Annotated in this window: 14 protein-coding genes and 1 tRNA gene; 10 read left to right on the forward strand and 5 right to left on the reverse strand. The window is 62.2% G+C overall.

Features of this window, described 5'->3' with window-relative positions; genetic code table 11:
• Positions 1-186 precede the first annotated feature (186 nt).
• Positions 187-498 carry a transposase family protein gene (locus tag HMPREF2690_RS01895; protein WP_007000757.1) on the reverse strand — a complete coding sequence of 104 codons (312 nt, stop codon included), beginning with the start codon at positions 496-498 and terminating at the stop codon, positions 187-189.
• Positions 499-730: 232 nt separating this feature from the next.
• On the opposite strand from HMPREF2690_RS01895, the gene HMPREF2690_RS01900 reads away from it, so the two are divergent.
• Positions 731-1,129 carry an SHOCT domain-containing protein gene (locus tag HMPREF2690_RS01900; RefSeq protein WP_038592207.1) on the forward strand — a complete coding sequence of 133 codons (399 nt, stop codon included), beginning with the start codon at positions 731-733 and terminating at the stop codon, positions 1,127-1,129.
• A 177-nt stretch (positions 1,130-1,306) separates the two neighbouring features.
• Here the strand turns inward: HMPREF2690_RS01900 and HMPREF2690_RS01905 are convergent, their stop codons facing one another.
• Entirely contained in the window at positions 1,307-2,644 is a 1,338-nt protein-coding gene (locus HMPREF2690_RS01905; RefSeq protein WP_141761171.1) for an IS1249 family transposase, read from the reverse strand.
• Positions 2,645-2,740: 96 nt separating this feature from the next.
• A tRNA-Leu gene (locus tag HMPREF2690_RS01910) sits at positions 2,741-2,824 on the reverse strand.
• Positions 2,825-2,990: 166 nt separating this feature from the next.
• Between HMPREF2690_RS01910 and HMPREF2690_RS01915 the strand changes: the two genes are divergently transcribed.
• The 9 genes from HMPREF2690_RS01915 (at position 2,991) to HMPREF2690_RS01955 (ending at position 13,963) form a co-directional block, all read left to right on the forward strand.
• Complete coding sequence (locus tag HMPREF2690_RS01915) at positions 2,991-3,884, forward strand: DUF3662 and FHA domain-containing protein (protein WP_070421957.1); 894 nt, start codon at positions 2,991-2,993, stop codon at positions 3,882-3,884.
• 18 nt (positions 3,885-3,902) lie between these two features.
• Positions 3,903-4,352, forward strand: coding sequence for an FHA domain-containing protein FhaB/FipA (locus HMPREF2690_RS01920; protein ID WP_070815857.1), 450 nt, complete (start codon positions 3,903-3,905; stop codon positions 4,350-4,352).
• Entirely contained in the window at positions 4,349-5,719 is a 1,371-nt protein-coding gene (locus HMPREF2690_RS01925; RefSeq protein ID WP_070820023.1) for a PP2C family protein-serine/threonine phosphatase, read from the forward strand. The genes HMPREF2690_RS01920 and HMPREF2690_RS01925 overlap by 4 nt, the downstream gene beginning before the upstream one ends.
• Complete coding sequence (locus HMPREF2690_RS01930; protein WP_070820024.1) at positions 5,716-7,059, forward strand: FtsW/RodA/SpoVE family cell cycle protein; 1,344 nt, start codon at positions 5,716-5,718, stop codon at positions 7,057-7,059. Before HMPREF2690_RS01925 ends, HMPREF2690_RS01930 begins: the two co-directional genes overlap by 4 nt.
• Positions 7,056-8,510: a penicillin-binding transpeptidase domain-containing protein gene (locus HMPREF2690_RS01935; RefSeq protein WP_070421953.1), complete on the forward strand. Its 1,455-nt coding sequence runs from the start codon at positions 7,056-7,058 to the stop codon at positions 8,508-8,510. The genes HMPREF2690_RS01930 and HMPREF2690_RS01935 overlap by 4 nt, the downstream gene beginning before the upstream one ends.
• The gene (locus HMPREF2690_RS01940; RefSeq protein WP_070820025.1) at positions 8,511-10,007 is read left to right on the forward strand and encodes a serine/threonine-protein kinase; all 1,497 of its coding nucleotides are present in this window, start codon (positions 8,511-8,513) and stop codon (positions 10,005-10,007) included.
• Positions 10,008-12,077, forward strand: coding sequence for a Stk1 family PASTA domain-containing Ser/Thr kinase (gene pknB / locus HMPREF2690_RS01945; protein WP_070820026.1), 2,070 nt, complete (start codon positions 10,008-10,010; stop codon positions 12,075-12,077). It abuts the gene before it with no gap.
• Positions 12,078-12,101: 24 nt separating this feature from the next.
• A complete protein-coding gene (gene crgA, locus HMPREF2690_RS01950; RefSeq protein ID WP_070449902.1) occupies positions 12,102-12,377 on the forward strand; it encodes a cell division protein CrgA in 276 nt (91 codons plus the stop codon).
• A 194-nt stretch (positions 12,378-12,571) separates the two neighbouring features.
• Positions 12,572-13,963, forward strand: a complete 1,392-nt coding sequence (locus HMPREF2690_RS01955) for a hypothetical protein (RefSeq protein ID WP_070820027.1) — start codon at positions 12,572-12,574, stop codon at positions 13,961-13,963.
• 67 nt (positions 13,964-14,030) lie between these two features.
• Here the strand turns inward: HMPREF2690_RS01955 and HMPREF2690_RS01960 are convergent, their stop codons facing one another.
• On the reverse strand, positions 14,031-15,596 hold the full coding sequence (locus HMPREF2690_RS01960; RefSeq protein WP_070820028.1) for a catalase: 1,566 nt from the start codon (positions 15,594-15,596) through the stop codon (positions 14,031-14,033).
• Between the two features lie 101 nt (positions 15,597-15,697).
• Complete coding sequence (locus tag HMPREF2690_RS01965) at positions 15,698-16,414, reverse strand: hypothetical protein (protein ID WP_070421947.1); 717 nt, start codon at positions 16,412-16,414, stop codon at positions 15,698-15,700.
• Positions 16,415-16,416: the final 2 nt, after the last annotated feature.

Below are 16,416 nucleotides of genomic sequence, written 5' to 3' on the forward strand. Positions count from 1 at the left end.
GACTTTGGCGAGTTGGTCTTGTCCGAAATTGCACTGCCTGGCGATCGTGAGTGGATCGTCAGGTCCGTCTAAGAGTCTCACGCGGGTGCAACGGTGAGGGGTGTAGAGAACGCACGGTGGGCGGTTGCGAATAAGTGACCACGCTGGCAGCCGAGAGGTACGAGCGATGAAAGATCAGCTCGAGCATTAGCGAACGTACTGACGTCGCTTTATTAGGTGTACTGACCGGGTACGTTGCGGGCACGCCGGTTCGGCGCACCGCCACAGCCGCTTGCGCCACACCAGCAGCACCGGCCGCCCCGCCGAGGGGATGTCACGCACCAGATGCTCACGCCGGCCGCGGGCCACCGCGACCACCCCGCACCGCGGGCACCCGGTCACCGACTCGGAGGTCTCCACCAACAGCTCCAGCTCACCGCCGTACTCACCGGCGGCAAGCACCACCAACCCCGAGATGCCGAGCATCGCAGCGGGCAGGACGGTAGCCTCAACACTCACCTGGGACTCCTCTCGATCCGTTGCTTGGTCGCTACGAATCGTGGAGTCCCAGGTCCGTCTTCACCAGCCCAACCCGGTCAGCGCGTCGCAACCCGGCTACCACGCTTGGTGAGGAAGATCTGCTAACGTGGTTCGGCGACGGCCCGGGCACGTCCTCGTTCCTAACCGTCGTGCGCTGGGGTCCGCGTGGACCGCTCGGCCAGCGTCCATCCAGTCAGGAGGCAGTCAGCAGATGTTCGACGACAACGGCTCATTCCTACTCGCCATGTTCGAGTTCTTCATCTTCTTCGCATGGTTCATGTCCCTGTGGTGGATCTTCGGAGATCTCTTCCGCAGCAAGGACCTCGGCGGCTTCGCGAAGGCGCTGTGGGTGGTGTTCATCGTCGCGCTGCCGTTCATCGGAATGCTCGCGTACCTGCTTGTTCGAGGTCGGGGGATGACCGACCGCGCGGCCGAGGCGCACCAGGAGCTCCAGCAGCGGCAGGAGGAGTACATCAAGTCCGTCGCCGGCGGCTCCGCCGGATCGAGCCCGACCGATGAGATCGCCTCGGCGAAGGCCCTTCTCGACTCGGGAGCGATTACCCAGCAGGAGTTCGACCAGATCAAGGCAAGGGCGCTCTCCTCGGTCTGACCCTGGTCCGCTCACTCGCCAGCCGCAGCGTCGCGGTCCGAGGGCGAAGAAGTACCGTTCTAATGACAACACCCCGCAGGGAAACCTGCGGGGTTATTTTTGGGTTAAGGGTCAAAAAGGGGTTAAGTAGCAAAATGTGTGTCCGGTCGGCGTGTCGTCGGTCGGACACTTTTTGTGCTATTTCATGGGGCCTTTTCTGATTCGTATCGAGTGGTTGTATTCGGTTGGGATAGCGTTGTCGTAGAAGGCTGGTCGTCCTGTTTCTTGGTCGGCTTTGTTGTGGTCTTCTTCGGCAAGATCGTTGACTTTGGCGAGTTGGTCTTGTCCGAAATTGCACCGCCTGGCGATCGTGAGTGGATCGTCAGGCAGTTGCGTTTTTGCATACAGGCACCACTCGAGCATTTTTCGTTGGCGTTCTCCTGACCTGCCGCGGTGTGCATCGGCGATGCGTTTGAGCTGGGCGTTGATGCCGCCTTCGAGGCTGTTGGTTGTTGAGACCCACCGGTTTGGCTCGAGTGCGTTTTTGGGCGGCTGCAGGTAGGTAAACAGCCATCCTTTCCGTGAGAGGTGCAGCAGGGAGTTGTATGCCTTGCGAACTCGCAGGTGGGTCCATTCCCACTGGTGATTCAGCGTGCGCCGTTCTTTTGGCACGGGGGTCTTTTCGTCGAGGAATGCTTTATAGACCTGTCCGAAGTCGTGGAGACGCAGTGTCCATTCGCGTGCCTGGTCAAGTGTGGTGATGCGGGTCAGTTTCAACGCCAGTGCGTAGATCGCCTTGCCCGCGTCGGTGCGTGGTTGGGTCGACGTGTAGCGACGGATCGCGCGTTGGGCATGGACTAGGCAGCGCTGAATGAGCGTGTTTGGCCAGCACGCTTTAATGGCGGTGAGTGCTCCTTGTCCGCCGTCGAGGACCACACATAGTGGCTCGGCGATCTTTTTGAGCAATTGGGTGTAGGCTTGGGCGGTTTCGCTTTTCGCCCAGTGCCATGCGATGACGTGGTCATAGCTGGCCGCGACGAGGAGGCAGCCAGCGGCGGTGTAGGTACCGTCGATGAAGATCTGGTCATAGACGCGGTGAGGTTCACCATCGTTGGGCACATCGATGAGCCAAAACGGCGCGAATCGGCGATCTAGGGTCCACCGGCTGATGTTTCGCAGGCGAGCGACCTCGGCCAATGAGGCGGTGCAAGTCGCATAAGAGATGAACGCTTGAAAGTCGCGAGTTTGGGTGTGATCGGTGCGGCGGCGTGTCGTCGAGCTGCCGCAATCTGGGTTTTTGCACCGCCACCTGGTTGTGCCTTTGGAAGTGGTGCCATTTTTCTTCATTTCCCCAGCGCATACTGGGCAACGTGGTCTGTTTCTACTCACCCAGAAAGCACACCAATCCCCGACTAGCACATGAGGATGCCATTCCGGTGGATTGAACGAGAATCGAGCATATATAAGGTGCGAAACCTTATATACGGCCGATTTATGCCGTCTGAGCAGTGAGGACTGCGAAAACCAGACACACATTTTGCTACTTAACCCAAATTTCCTACCACCTTCAGGGGTCAAAACAGCAAAAGCCCCGACCCACACTCCGGAGAGTATGTGTCGGGACTTAGTTTGTGCCCGGGGGGGGACTTGAACCCCCACGTTCTTGCGAACACTGGCACCTGAAGCCAGCGCGTCTGCCAATTCCGCCACCCGGGCGGGCGACTTGATAAATATAGAACGACCCGCGTGAAAAGTACAAACCGCCAGTCCACACCAGGTTTTAGACACGCGCGCCGCGTTTTCGGATAGGTCGTGTCGGGGTGGGCACCTATACTGTCCGAGTTACTTAAATTCGCATGTGAAGAAAGGAGGTGCGTGGGAAGTGGCGGTAATGGACAAGCTGGCAAAGCTCGATAGTTCTCTGCAGCGTGGCTTGGATAACTCTATGGCTGCGCTGTTTGGCGGCAAGGTTGTGCCGGAGGAGATTGAGGTGCTGGTCAAGCAGGAGGCACAGGATTCGCTGGTGGTCACGGATCGGGACGAGTATGTCGCTCCGAATGTGTACGCAGTGGGTGTGTCTTCGAAGGACTTGGAAAACTTGTCTAGGAATCGTGATCTTCCTGCGGACCTCGCCGATCAGCTCATGCGGTACGTGCGTAATAAGCAGTGGTTCTTGGATGGGCCGGTTGTTGTGCGTATCGCTGAGGAGTCGGGTTTGAGGACGGGTCAGCTCCGTGTGTCGTCGTATATCGACACGATGCCGGATGTGGTGAGTGGATTCGACGCCATTGTGGCGGAGCCGAAGAAGCGTGCTCGTGCCTTGAGCTCGGAGAGTAAGGAGGATGCAATGTCCGAACCGAATGCCGCCAATCCTGCAAACGGTGGCGAGTCGAATGGGCAGAATGCCACGGTGAGCCTGCTGCTGCAGGATGGCTCTTCGCGCACGTACTTGGTGCACGAGGGGTCCAACATTTTGGGCCGTTCGAATGATTCTGATTTCCGTCTGCCGGATACGGGTGTGTCGCGTCAGCACGCTGAGATCACCTGGGATGGCCAGGTTGCGGTGTTGGTGGATTTGCAGTCCACGAACGGCACGACGGTCAATGATGAGCCGGTGGATAACTGGATGCTGGCGGATGGCGACGTGATTACGCTGGGCCATTCCAACATCGAGGTTCGTATTGTTGGCGGCCAGGATGAGGTGCCGATGAATGCGAATGAGCCGGACTTCACGGATTCGGTGTCGCACCCGAGTACTGAATATTTCCAGCCGTAAAGCACCGGAAGGTTTGAGATGGATTCCACAATTATCCTCAGCGCGCGTTTTGGTTTGTTGGCGCTGTTGTGGGTCTTCATCCTGCTGGTGATGTGGACGCAGCGTAAGGATGTTGTCTCGGTGGGTGGGGCGGTTCGTCGCCAAGCGGTGGCTTCTTCGCCTGCGCCGAGGGAAAAGGCGCGCACTCTTGCGGTTGTTGCGGGCCCGTTGCAAGGCTCCCACATGGAGATTGCCAGCTTGGAGGAGTTGACTGTCGGTAGGGCTGGAGACAATGACTTCCAGCTGGGTGACGATTATGCGTCGTCACGCCATGCGCGCCTGTTCCGGCGTGGCAGTGATTGGTTTGTGGAGGACTTGGATTCGCGCAACGGCACCTTTGTCAATGGGGTGCGAATTGATCAGCCTGAGCGGGTGACCGTGGGTATGGATATGAAGATGGGACGCACGATTGTGAGGCTAATGCCGTGAAGCTCGCGCTAAATTTCGTCGCCGCGTCCGATCGCGGCCTGGTCAGGACCAATAACGAGGATTCGGCGTATGCGGGTCCGCACTTGTTGGTGCTTGCGGATGGCATGGGCGGCCACGCTGCTGGTGAGGTTGCTTCCCAGTTGATGGTGGAGCACATGGAGCACCTCGACCGCGACCCGAAAGATGCCGACATGTTGGCGTTGTTGGGTGCGGCGGCAGAGGACGCGAATGCGTCCATCGCGGAGTCTGTGGGGACTCACCCGGAGCAGGCTGGCATGGGTACGACGCTGACGGCGTTGATGTTCAACGGCCAGCAGTTCGGTCTGATTCACGTGGGTGATTCGCGAGGCTATTTGCTGCGCGACGGAAAACTTACGCAGCTCACGGTGGATGACACGTTTGTGCAGTCGCTTGTCGACGAAGGCAAGCTCGCCGCCGAGGACGTGTCCAGCCACCCGCAGAAATCCCTGATCCTCAAGGCGTACACGGGCCGTGAGGTCGAGCCCCACCTGGAGCTCGTCGAGGTCAAGCCGGGCGATCGTGTGTTGTTGTGCTCCGACGGGTTGTCGGATCCGGTGACGCGCGAGACGATCGAGATCGCGCTCGGCGACGGCACGCCTGAGATGGCAGCGCAGCGCCTGATTGAGTTGGCGTTGCGTTCCGGTGGTCCGGACAACGTCACCGTAGTGGTGGCCGAGGTCGTCGAGGTTGACGACGACGCGGACGTCCCCGAAACACCCGCCGCAGTGAAGGCCGGCGCGTTGGTGCCGGCTGTGGAACAGACACACCCAGATTCCTCCGCGAGCCGGGCCGCGGCGCTGCTGCGCAAGTCGGAGACGATCACCCCGGACCACAACCGGGCGGAGACGCAGGAGTCGGATTCCGCCGACTCCGACGAGGAGTCCCACTCAGCAACCGCGAAGGCTAAGCAGCCGAGCTCGGTGTGGCCGTGGGTCGTCGCCACGCTTGTGCTGCTGTTGGCGCTGGTTGTTGGCGGTGCGGTGTGGTCGAAGTCCCGCATTGTGGACGAGTACGCGCTGACAGTAAACGACGACAGGCAGTTCGTCGTGGAGCACACCTCGCGCAGCAACCCATTCGCCGCAGAGAAGGTCGAGCGCATCCAGCACGCCTGCCTGGGCAAGGACGGCGATCTGCGTGTGATTTCGGCGAACTCTACGCCGGAGGACTGCCACCTGTTTAGCGTCGATGACCTGCCGCAGGAAGAGCGCGAAGCAATTGTCGACGAGGGCTTCACCGGCACGTACGACGAAGTGCTTGGCCGGTTGAAGGACTTGGCGGATGATGCCTTGCCGGGTTGTGTGGATAAGCAAAAGCCCGAGGACAACAAGTGCCGGGAGGTTCAATGAGCAGGCTGACTGCACGTAGCCGCGAACTGCTGCTGCTCCTGTTCGCCACCGGCCTGCTGCTGCTCATGCTGTTCGGGCTGGAGACCAGCCAGGGGCGCACCCTGTCCACCGAAATGCTGTACCTCGTGGGCGGGTTCATCGGCGTGTACGCGATCGCGCACCTGTCGCTGGCGTTTCTTGCGCCACACGCGGATCAGGTATTGCTGCCGATGGTGGCGCTGCTCAATGCGATCGGACTGGTGGTGATTTACCGGCTTGACCTCGCCGAACGCCCTGGATACGGGCCTTTGGCAGAGCGGCAGATGATGTGGTCGCTCGTCGGCGTGGGGCTGATGGTGCTCACCCTGCTCGTCGTGCGCGAGCACCAAGCGCTGTCGCGGTACTCGTACCTGCTAGGCCTGGTTGGCCTGATTTTCCTGGCGCTGCCACTGGTGTGGCCGCAGCCGGAAGGCCACGCGGATGCCCGCATCTGGCTATGGCTTGGTCCGTTTTCTATCCAGCCGGGTGAGTTTTCCAAGATCCTGCTGCTGATCTTCTTTGCCCAACTGTTGGCGCAGAAACGCGCCCTGTTTACGGTGGCGGGTCGCAGGTTCCTGGGGTTGACGTTGCCGCGTGTGCGCGACCTTGCGCCGATTCTGATGGTGTGGGCGATTGCCATTTTGATCATGGCGGCATCCAACGACTTCGGCCCGGCGCTGCTCTTGTTCGCCACCGTGCTGGGCATGGTGTACTTCGCCACCGACCGCATCTCCTGGCTGGCCATCGGCTTGGCCCTCGTGGCCGTCGGTGGCTACGCGGTGTACCAGGTGAGCGGGAAGATTCAGGAGCGCGTGGCCAACTTCATCGACCCGTTCGCAGACTTTGAGGGCATTGGCAACCAGCCCGCCAACGCCCTGATCGGCCTGAGCTGGGGCGGTATGACCGGCACCGGTTTGGGCTATGGCCACCCGGAACTCGTGCCGGTGGCGCACTCCGACTACATCCTCGCCGCGATCGGCGAAGAGCTCGGCTTGGTCGGTATCGCTGCCGTGCTGTGTCTGTTCGCCATCTTCATCACCCGCGGATTCCGCACGGCGATGCAGGTGCGCGACTCCTACGGCAAACTGCTGGCTGCGGGCCTTGCGCTGACGATTGCGATCCAGATCTTCGTCGTCGCCGGTGGCGTGTCTTCCATGATGCCGATGACAGGCCTGACCACGCCGTTTATGTCTGCCGGTGGTTCGTCGGTGATGGCGAACTACATCCTGCTCGGCCTGCTGCTGCGCATCTCTAGCAGCGCGAACCGCCCGGCGGAGTACGACGAAAGCACACAGCGACGCCAGGTGGTGGGTGCCCGATGAACAAGTCGATCCGTTACGGCGCCGTCGTCTCCCTGCTGCTGATTACCGCGCTGCTTGTGAACTTCACCATCATCCAAACCATGCGTGAAGACGAATATGCCCAGGACCCGCGCAATTCCCGCACGGTGATGGAGCTCAAGCAGATCAACCGCGGCAACATCAAGGCCGGAGATCTGACGCTTGCAGAGTCGTTCAAGAACGAACAGACCGGCTACTTCCAGCGCACCTACCCGAACATGCCGTGGTCCTTCGCCCCGGTGGTCGGCTACGTGTCCGACCAGTACGGCACCGCCCAGCTTGAGGCGGGGCTCAATGGGGAGCTCACGGGTGAGGGTGGGTCGTCGTCACGCTTCCTGCGCACCGGGCTCGAGGATTCGAAGAAGGGCGACGATGTCGAGTTAACCATCGACCCGAACCTGCAGGCGCTCGCATTCGACCAGCTTGCGCAGCCTGGTTACAATGGTGCTGTGGTGGCGCTGCGGCCGTCGACGGGCGAGGTGCTCGCTATGGCTTCGACACCGAGCTACGACCCGAACGAGATCGCCAACCCTGCTACTGCCGGCGACACGTGGGCGCGCGTGAACAACGACCCGGGCCGCCCGCTGCTCAACCACGCAACGCAGGAGCAGCTGCCTCCGGGATCGATCTTCAAGATCATCACGACTGCCGCTGGCCTGCGCAACGGTTACACGCCAGAGTCGCCGCTGACCGGCGACACGCAAATCATCCTGCCGGGCACGGACAACATCCCGCTGACCAACGACGGCGGCCAGCCCTGCGCCGGCGGCGGGCAGGTGCCGCTGCGCACCGCGTTCGCCCTGTCCTGCAACACCGCGTTCGTGCAGATGGGCCTCGCCATGGGCCCGGATGCGCTGCGCGACGCCGCCGCCCGCTTCGGCGTGGGCGAGCGCTACAACCTGGGCCTGCCGAATGCCGCCGGCTCGCTGGGCGATCTGCCCGGCGGCGCCGAGCTGGCGCAGTCCACCATCGGTCAGCGCGACGTGACCATGACCGCGCTGCAGGCGGCGATGATGTCTGCGACCATCGCAAATAAGGGCAAGCGCATGGAACCGCACGTGGTGCGGCAAGTGCGCAACGCCGACGGCAAGGTCCTGCACGAAACCGAGCCGGTGGAACTCAACGAGGCCGTAACGGAAGAGGAAGCCGCGACGATCACGGACTTGATGTTCGCGTCCGAGCGGTGGACCTTCGGCTACGACGGCAACGGATTCGCCTCCAAGACCGGCACGGCCGAGCACGCCGAAGGCGCCGCCCCGCACGTGTGGTACGTCGCCTTCGACCCGGCCAAGGACGTCGCCGTTGCCGTGGTGGTGAAAAACGGTGGCAACATGGGCGAGGCAGCCTACGGCGGCCAAGTCGCCGGGCCGATCGGACGCGCCGTGCTGCGCGCAGCACCCGCCGCCCCCGCACCCGTGGAAGGAGCACAGTAGATGAACACCGAAAACCGCGAGGACCTGCAACAGCTCGTCGGCGACGGCTACCAGCTGCAGTGGATCATCGGCCACGGCGGCATGTCCACCGTGTGGCTGGCAGACGACCTGGCCAACGAGCGCGAGGTGGCCATCAAGGTGCTGCGCCCCGAGTTCAGCTCCAACGCGGAGTTCCTCGCCCGCTTCCGCAACGAGGCGTTGAGCGCCCAGGGCATCAACTCCGACAACGTGGTGGCCACCTACGACTACCGCGAGGCAGACACCGACGCGGGCTTCACCGTCTGCTTCATCATCATGGAGTACATCCGCGGCGAGTCGCTGGCGGACCTCATCGCCCGCGAGGGCCAGTTGGATGAGGCGGTCGCGCTGGATGTGCTTGAGCAGGCCGCGCACGGTTTGGCGGTGATTCACCGCATGGGTCTGGTGCACCGCGACATTAAGCCGGGCAACCTGATGATCACCCAGAACGGGCAGATCAAGATCACGGACTTCGGCATTGCCAAGGCGGCGGCCGCGGTGCCGCTGACGCGTACCGGCATGGTGGTGGGCACCGCCCAGTACGTCTCCCCGGAGCAGGCCCAGGGCATGAAGGTGACGTCTGCCTCCGACGTGTATTCGCTGGGTGTGGTGGGCTACGAGATGCTCTCCGGCAAGCGCCCGTTCACCGGCGATTCTTCGGTGTCGGTGGCGCTCGCCCACGTGTCCGCCGAGCCGCCTGCGCTGCCGATTTCGGTGTCTGCCCCGGCGCGTGAACTCATCGAGATCGCCCTGCGCAAGACCCCCGGTCAGCGCTTCCGTGACGGCAACGAGTTCCAGCTCGCCATCGCCCAGGTCCGCCAAGGCCTGCGTCCCGCCCAGCCTGGTGGGAACACGCAGGTGGTGGCCATGGAGCCGTCCGCCACCGCGTCGACTCAGATGTTGGCCAACGTTGCCAGCGAACGCACTGCCCGTCCCGCCGGCGCGTACCCGCCGTCCGCAGCTCGCGCAGTTGCTTCTCGACGACCCCCCGCACCCGCACCCAAACCAGCCCCGGCTGCCCCGGCTCCGCAGAAGAAGTCGGCGGCTGGGCCGGTCGTCGCTACGCTGCTTGGGCTCGCGCTTGTTGGTGTGATCGCAGCTTGGGCATACACCGCGGGCGTGTTCGACCGTCTCACCGGCGGCTCCACCCCGACCACGACCCCGACCGTGGCCACCCAAACCGCAGTGGAAGAAGAGGAGCCCGAGACGGAAACCGTGGCTACCACCACGCACCACGAGCGCACCACGGTCACCGAGACGCACGCGCCCGGCACCGTGAGCTTCGTCGAGCCACCTGAGCAACACGAACCGACGCGGGACGACGAGGCACCCGAAACAACCGCGCCGACCTCGGCAGAGCAAGCCCCCACGTCGGCACCGGCAACCAGCGTGGCACCAGCCCCGACGCAGGAGACGAATGCGCCGGCGCCTGGGATAGAATTGCCAGACCTTGAAAACTTGTTCGGAGGTGGCAGGTAAATGCTGATCGCGGACCGATATGAACTCGGCAACATCATCGGCACCGGCGGCATGTCAGACGTATATGCCGCCACTGACGTCGCGCTTGGGCGTGACGTCGCCGTGAAGATGCTGAAGATCGACATGGCGCGCGACGAGAACTTCCGCGAGCGCTTCCGCCGCGAAGCCCAAAACTCGGCGCGGCTGAACCACGAGAACATCGTGGCGGTCTACGACACCGGGTCGGTGGAAACCTCCGGTGTGGACGTGCCCTACATCGTCATGGAGCGCGTCAACGGCATGAACCTGCGCGACATCGTGCGCAACGAAGGTCCGCTTACGCCCGAGCGTGCGGCGAAGCTGCTGCTGCCGGTCACCCGCGCGCTGCAGGCCAGCCACGACGCTGGCATCATCCACCGCGACATCAAACCCGCCAACATCATGGTCACCAACACCGGTTCGGTGAAGGTGATGGATTTCGGCATCGCGCGCGCGTTGGACGATTCCACCTCCGCCATGACGCAAACCTCCGCGGTGATCGGCACCGCTCAGTACCTCTCCCCCGAGCAAGCCCGCGGCAAACCTGCCGACGCACGCAGTGACATCTACGCGCTCGGCTGCGTCATGTACGAAACCGTCACCGGTGTGCCGCCCTTTGAGGGCGAATCTCCCTTCGCCGTCGCCTACCAGCACGTGCAGGAAGACCCGGTGCCGCCGTCCGAGCGGATCCCGAACCCGCTGACGGACAACGAGGCCGTCAACGTGGATTCCGTTATCCTCACCGCGATGGCGAAGCACCCGGCGGACCGGTACCAGACCGCCACCGAAATGGGCGAAGACCTGCAGCTCCTTGAGCACGGCAACGTCACCACCGCTGCGCGTAACCACCTGTCCGCCGCCGAGCACGACGCGGGCGCGCACGCTGTGGACAACACGGTTGTGGTTGGGGATGCGGTGAGTGGGCCGGCTCCGCGTCGCAGAGAAGCAATGGCTCCAGAGGCCGCACAGCACACCCGCTACGCCGACCACCGCGCCGCCAACGAGAAGACCTCCTCGAACACGCTGAAGTGGATCGCGGCGCTGCTGAGCCTGGTGCTCGTCGGCGCAGTGTCGTGGTTTGCCTACGACTACTTCTCCGAAGGCAACAAGCCTGCCATCACGCAGGAAAAGATGGTGCAGATCCCCGATCTGACCGGCAAGCCGCGCAACGAAGCCGTCCAGGAGCTCGAGCGCCTCGGCTTCCAGGTCTCCGTCATGGACGAGCCGAGCCCGGACATCAAACGCGGCGACGTCATCGCAACCAATCCGGCAGCAGGCTCCGAACTGAAGCAGGGTGCGGTGGTGAAACTGACCGTTTCCTCCGGCAAGGAGATGACGGACGTGCCAGACGTGACCAACCTGACCACGGACGAAGCGATCGAGGAGCTGGAGAAGGCGGGCCTCGAGCTCAACCCGAACGTGCGCCGCGAATCCAGCGACAACATCGAAGAAGGCATCATCCTGGGCCAGCAGCCTGCTGGCGGTACCCAGATTGCCAAGGGCTCGCGCATCGCGATCACCGTCTCCTCCGGTCCGGACATGATCCAGGTGCCGTCGCTGGTGGGGCTGAACGTGGAGCAAGCCACCGCGACCCTGTCGTCGCTGCAACTGCGCGCCACTGTGACCAAGGTGGACTCCGAGCGTCCCGAGGGTGAAGTGCTCGCCGTCGCCGGTGAAAACACCGACGTGCCCACCGGCACCACCATTGAGCTGCGCATTTCCAACGGCATGCTGATGAAGATGCCGAAGATCACGCACCTCGAGCCGTCGGACGCTGAGCGCGTGCTGCGCGACGCCGGCTGGAGCGGCCGCATGGTCGCCGGGCCCACCGTGCCCACCGGCGCGCTTGTCGACGCCGGGCAGATCGGCCACCAAGAAATCCCCGCCGGTGACCTGATCCGCAAAGACCAGGCCATCAACTACAACCTGTGGAAGTTCGACGCCGGCGCCTTGCTGCCGCAAAATAACGCAGCTGCAGGTGAGGCTGATACAGTTTCACCCCAGAACGCGGCAAACGCGGTACGCAACATGGAACGCAGGCTCGGCCTGTAACCCCAGAAAGCAACGGAGACAACGATGCCTAAAGCGAAAGTAACCAAGGACCCGGTCCGCCCGGTCAGCAGCACCTCCACCGGCGTGTCCCGTACCCCTGTCAAGGTCAACACCGGTGGCACCCCAGTGTGGTACAAGGTCATCATGTTCGGCCTCATGATCCTCGGTCTGGCGTGGCTGATCCTGTACTACCTCGCCGGTGACCAAATTCAGTTCCTCGCCGAACTCGGCCCGTGGAACTACGCCATCGGCTTTACCGGCATGATCCTCGGTCTGCTGATGACCATGGGTTGGCGCTAAACCGGTTTTCCCTGCTTAAACGGGGCGTCGCGGAGTGTTTCCGCGGCGCCCCGTTTGTTTCGTTTACCCCCGGATTCGGTGAATTCTACAACAGTTTTCTGCACAAACCTGTGCACTCGATTATCACTTTATCAGTGAGAGTTAAATCTCACCTCAACGTTTTCAAAGGAAAAGTCACCGAGAAAGGACCGCCCGTGCGCGCAATCCGTTCCGCCGTTGCAGCACTCGCAGCCGTCGCCATCGCCGGCTCCGCAGTCACCGCAACCGCTCAAACCCTTGAAGAGTCCTATCCGGAGACTCCGGCAACCAACGATGCTCTGCCGATCATCCACACCTACCGTGGTTCTGACCACCTGAAGGCCAACGTCCTCAACCCACGTCCGGTCTGCAACTCCACCGAGGACTACCGCACCGTCGTGTACAAGGTGAAGGACAACTTCCTGCCGGTGGGCACCATCTCCACCACCAACCTGTCCGACAAGGCCATCCCGCTGTCCCAGGATCTGTCCCGTACCCAGTCCATCTCCGCGTCCGTCAACGGTTCTAAGACCGAGACGATCACGCTCGGTGGCTCTGGCTCCAAGGACGGCCTGCAGGGCAACATCGGCTACTCCCTGGCCAAGTCCCTCGGCTGGGACGTCTCCGGCTCCCTGAGCTGGTCCGTCGGTCAGCAGATCGGCCCGTACGAGGTGCCGGCAGGCAACACCGGCGAGGCCACCTACGGCTTCCGCACCGTCACCATGACCGGTACCCAGCAGCGCTGCCGCCCGAACGGCACCTGGGCCACCCCGACCGCCTGGATCGCCAATATGCCGGTCAAGAACGAGGTGCGTGTCAAGAACTACGCCACCCCGGCCGGCTCCTGGGCACCGAACAAGGGCGCACAGGTGACCACCCCGGTGGATAACCCGAACCCGGCGTACAACGAGGATGTCAAGAAGATCGAGACCGGCGCGAACCTCGATGACATTGACAAGGTTGAGGACGACAAGGCAGCAGACGTCACCAACAACGACATCACCGACGAGGGCACCAACATCATCGACGAGGTCGAAGAGACCAACACCGGTGAGGTTGAAGAGGTCATCGAAGCAGAAGAGAACGCTGTGCGCGAGCTCGACCTGCAGCCGCACTTCACCACCTCCACCTGGAAGGCTTCCGGCTTCGCAGGCTCCGTCGCGCTGCGCGTGAAGAACGTCGGCGACAAGCGCTACTGGGGCGAGTTCCCGGCCGTCACCTTCCGCGTTGAGGTCGGCACCTTCGCCGGCCCGGAGGGCGTCGACCGTCTGATCACCACCACCCGCTACAACGGCTCCCACGTCCGTGACCTTGGCTACGACTTCGACCGCAACGTCCGCGTCTTCGAGGTCACCCTGTCCAACCCGGTCAACGCTGGCGACGACATGCTGCTCGCCGGCTTCTCCTTCGGCGACGGCAACACCAAGGAAGGCCGTCTCCACAACACCCTGACCGTCACCCAGACCGGCCGCCTCGCAGGCGACACCTCCCTGTACAACGACCAGAAGGTGTCCTCCCTCGACGCAACCACCTCTGACTTCGGTCGCCAGGTCCGCGGTACCTTCTAAACCCTTCTAAAACCGCGAAGCTGAAAAAGACCGTTGAGTCTGCTGACTCAACGGTCTTTATCTTGCGCTAGTTGTTCTGTGCCGCGCGCTTCTTCGCCAGCGACTCACGAACCCTGGTCTCAAGGTCAGCATCGACCTTGCCCCAGTACTCGTAAACGCGCTCCTCGACGTCCTTGTTCTTAATCGCCATCATCTTGTTGGTGATGTTGTGAACGAAGCGCTCCTTCTCCCCGTCGTCGAACACGTCGCGGTAGAGCGTGCCAGCCTGGCCGAAGTCGTCGTCCTCCGCGTGCTTGACGTATGCGGCGCGGACGAGGTCAGTGCCCTCCGGATCCGGGTTGACGTAGAGGTTCTCCGCCTGGCCGTAATCGGTGAAGTTGGAGGAAGAATCCTCGCCATTGTCCAGGTAGCCGGCACCCTTGTCCGTGCGGTTCGGCGAGTAGTTCGGCTCGTTCTCCTCATTGAAGAAGTACGCCATGGAACCACGCTCCGCGTAGGTGTTCACCTCGTTGATCGGGCGGTTGACCGGCAGGTCCTTGTAGTTCGTGCCGATGCGGTAGCGCTGCTGATCCGAGTACGCGAACACGCGCGCCTGCAGCATGCGGTCCGGCGACAGACCCACACCCGGCACCAGGTTGGCCGGATCAAGCGCAAGCTGCTCAATCTGCGCGTGGAAGTTCTTCGGGTTGCGGTTCAGCACAAAGTAGCCGACCGGGATCAGCGGGTAATCCTTCTGCGACCACGTCTTGGTCAGGTCGAAGGGGTTGAAGCGGTAATCCTTCGCCTCCTCGAACGGCATGATCTGCACCTTGACGTCCCAGATCGGGTAGTCGCCGTCCGCAATTGCGTTGAAGAGGTCCGCGCGCTGGAAATCCGGATCGGTACCGGCCTTCTCGGTGGCCTCCTCGTCGGTGAAGCACTCCCAACCCTGACGAGTCTTGAAGTGGTACTTCACCCACACCGGCGTACCTTCCTCGTTGATCCACTGGAAGGTGTGGGAGCCGAAACCATCCTGGTGGCGCGACGTCTTCGGGGTGCCGCGGTCGCCCAGGAGGTAGGTCACCTGGTGTGCGGACTCCGGGGTGCGGGTCCAGAAGTCCCACTGCATCTCGTCGTCACGCAAGCCCGAGTTCGGCTGACGCTTCTGCGAGTGAATGAAATCCGGGAACTTCATGCCGTCGCGCAGGAAGAACGTCGGGGTGTTGTTGCCCACGATGTCGTAGTTGCCGTCCTCGGTGTAAAAACGCAGCGCGAAACCATGCACGTCACGCCAGGTATCCGGCGAGCCAGCCTCACCCGCGACCGTGGAAAAACGCGCCGCCATCGGCGTGACGGTGCCGGGCTGGAACAGCTTCGCCTTCGTATACTGCGACACATCCTCCGTGATGTGCAGCTCGCCAAACGCGCCATGACCCTTCGCGTGCGGAATCCGCTCCGGGACGTTCTCCCTGTTGAAGTGGGCTAACTTCTCGATCATGTGGACGTCGTTAAGCACATTCGCACCCTGACGACCCTGCGTCACCGAAATATTCTCCGACGCAACCGGCTGACCACTCAACTCAGTGGTACGACCCTTGCCCGCAGGACGCTCGCCCTTAGCGACGATCTCCTCCGCCTTACTCTTCTCAGCCATGCTCACTCCTCAGTTCGCTGTTGTTGTCGTGTACCCCGCCCAGCGTAGGTACTTCCGTACGAACGGGTTGGCGAAACATTCGTCAGCAGCGTCGACGGAGGCTACCAAGTACGTTTTCTACGCTTCTCCACGTCGCCACCAGAAGGCGGCTCCACGTTGTAGCCGAGGTCTCGAAGCGCCTCCGCTGCCTCCGCAGGATGATCCCGAACCGCAGCGCGGAGCTGCTTATCCAGCCATTCTTCCCGAGACTGCAGCAGCCTACCCTCCCAGCCTGGCCTTCCCCGGAAGCCACATTCGCGGATAACGAAATACAGGAAGTCCTCCAAGGAAGGACGGAAACGTCTCCCCCCTACGGGAAAATGCAGGGCTTGCAGATCACCTCTGCGTTTGTCCTTCGCCTTTGTCCCCTCGAAGTTCGCCATAAGGGCAACACTTAACAACCCGGAGATCCCCGAAGAGTGAATGTGCGCCGTGGGGGCAGAGGTATATCCGCGTTCATACTCGAATCTGATACCAGGTGAAGTGCGGACGCGGATCTCGAACTTGCTTCGATCGACGGCCAAATACTGTTCGCCTGAACCGATCGCGAGCTCATATTCGATAAAAACCTGATAGATCGCACTGTAATCAGATTTCGAAACCCCCTGGTCAGACTGTCCAGATCCGTAAACAAGTGGCAGTTGAAAACTACCGACAACGCGATCTTCATCCGTATTGGATTCGGCGTTGTACCGAACGTCGCGAATGGACGCGACTGGCAATACATCAAGCGCCAAGTCGAGTGCCTGCTGCAGGAACTCTACAGCCTCTTTCTCCACGC

Source organism: Corynebacterium sp. HMSC034E11, from assembly GCF_001835905.1.
In the GTDB taxonomy this organism is placed as follows: domain Bacteria; phylum Actinomycetota; class Actinomycetes; order Mycobacteriales; family Mycobacteriaceae; genus Corynebacterium; species Corynebacterium coyleae.

Coding starts and splice junctions, on each gene's coding strand:
- HMPREF2690_RS01960 (WP_070820028.1), bottom strand. CDS start 15,596: ATGGCTGAGAAGAGTAAGGCGGAGGAGATCGTCGCTAAGGGCGAGCGT.
- HMPREF2690_RS01935 (WP_070421953.1), top strand. CDS start 7,056: ATGAACAAGTCGATCCGTTACGGCGCCGTCGTCTCCCTGCTGCTGATT.
- HMPREF2690_RS01940 (WP_070820025.1), top strand. CDS start 8,511: ATGAACACCGAAAACCGCGAGGACCTGCAACAGCTCGTCGGCGACGGC.
- HMPREF2690_RS01930 (WP_070820024.1), top strand. CDS start 5,716: ATGAGCAGGCTGACTGCACGTAGCCGCGAACTGCTGCTGCTCCTGTTC.
- HMPREF2690_RS01900 (WP_038592207.1), top strand. CDS start 731: ATGTTCGACGACAACGGCTCATTCCTACTCGCCATGTTCGAGTTCTTC.
- crgA (WP_070449902.1), top strand. CDS start 12,102: ATGCCTAAAGCGAAAGTAACCAAGGACCCGGTCCGCCCGGTCAGCAGC.
- HMPREF2690_RS01905 (WP_141761171.1), bottom strand. CDS start 2,644: ATGTGTGTCTGGTTTTCGCAGTCCTCACTGCTCAGACGGCATAAATCG.
- pknB (WP_070820026.1), top strand. CDS start 10,008: ATGCTGATCGCGGACCGATATGAACTCGGCAACATCATCGGCACCGGC.
- HMPREF2690_RS01920 (WP_070815857.1), top strand. CDS start 3,903: ATGGATTCCACAATTATCCTCAGCGCGCGTTTTGGTTTGTTGGCGCTG.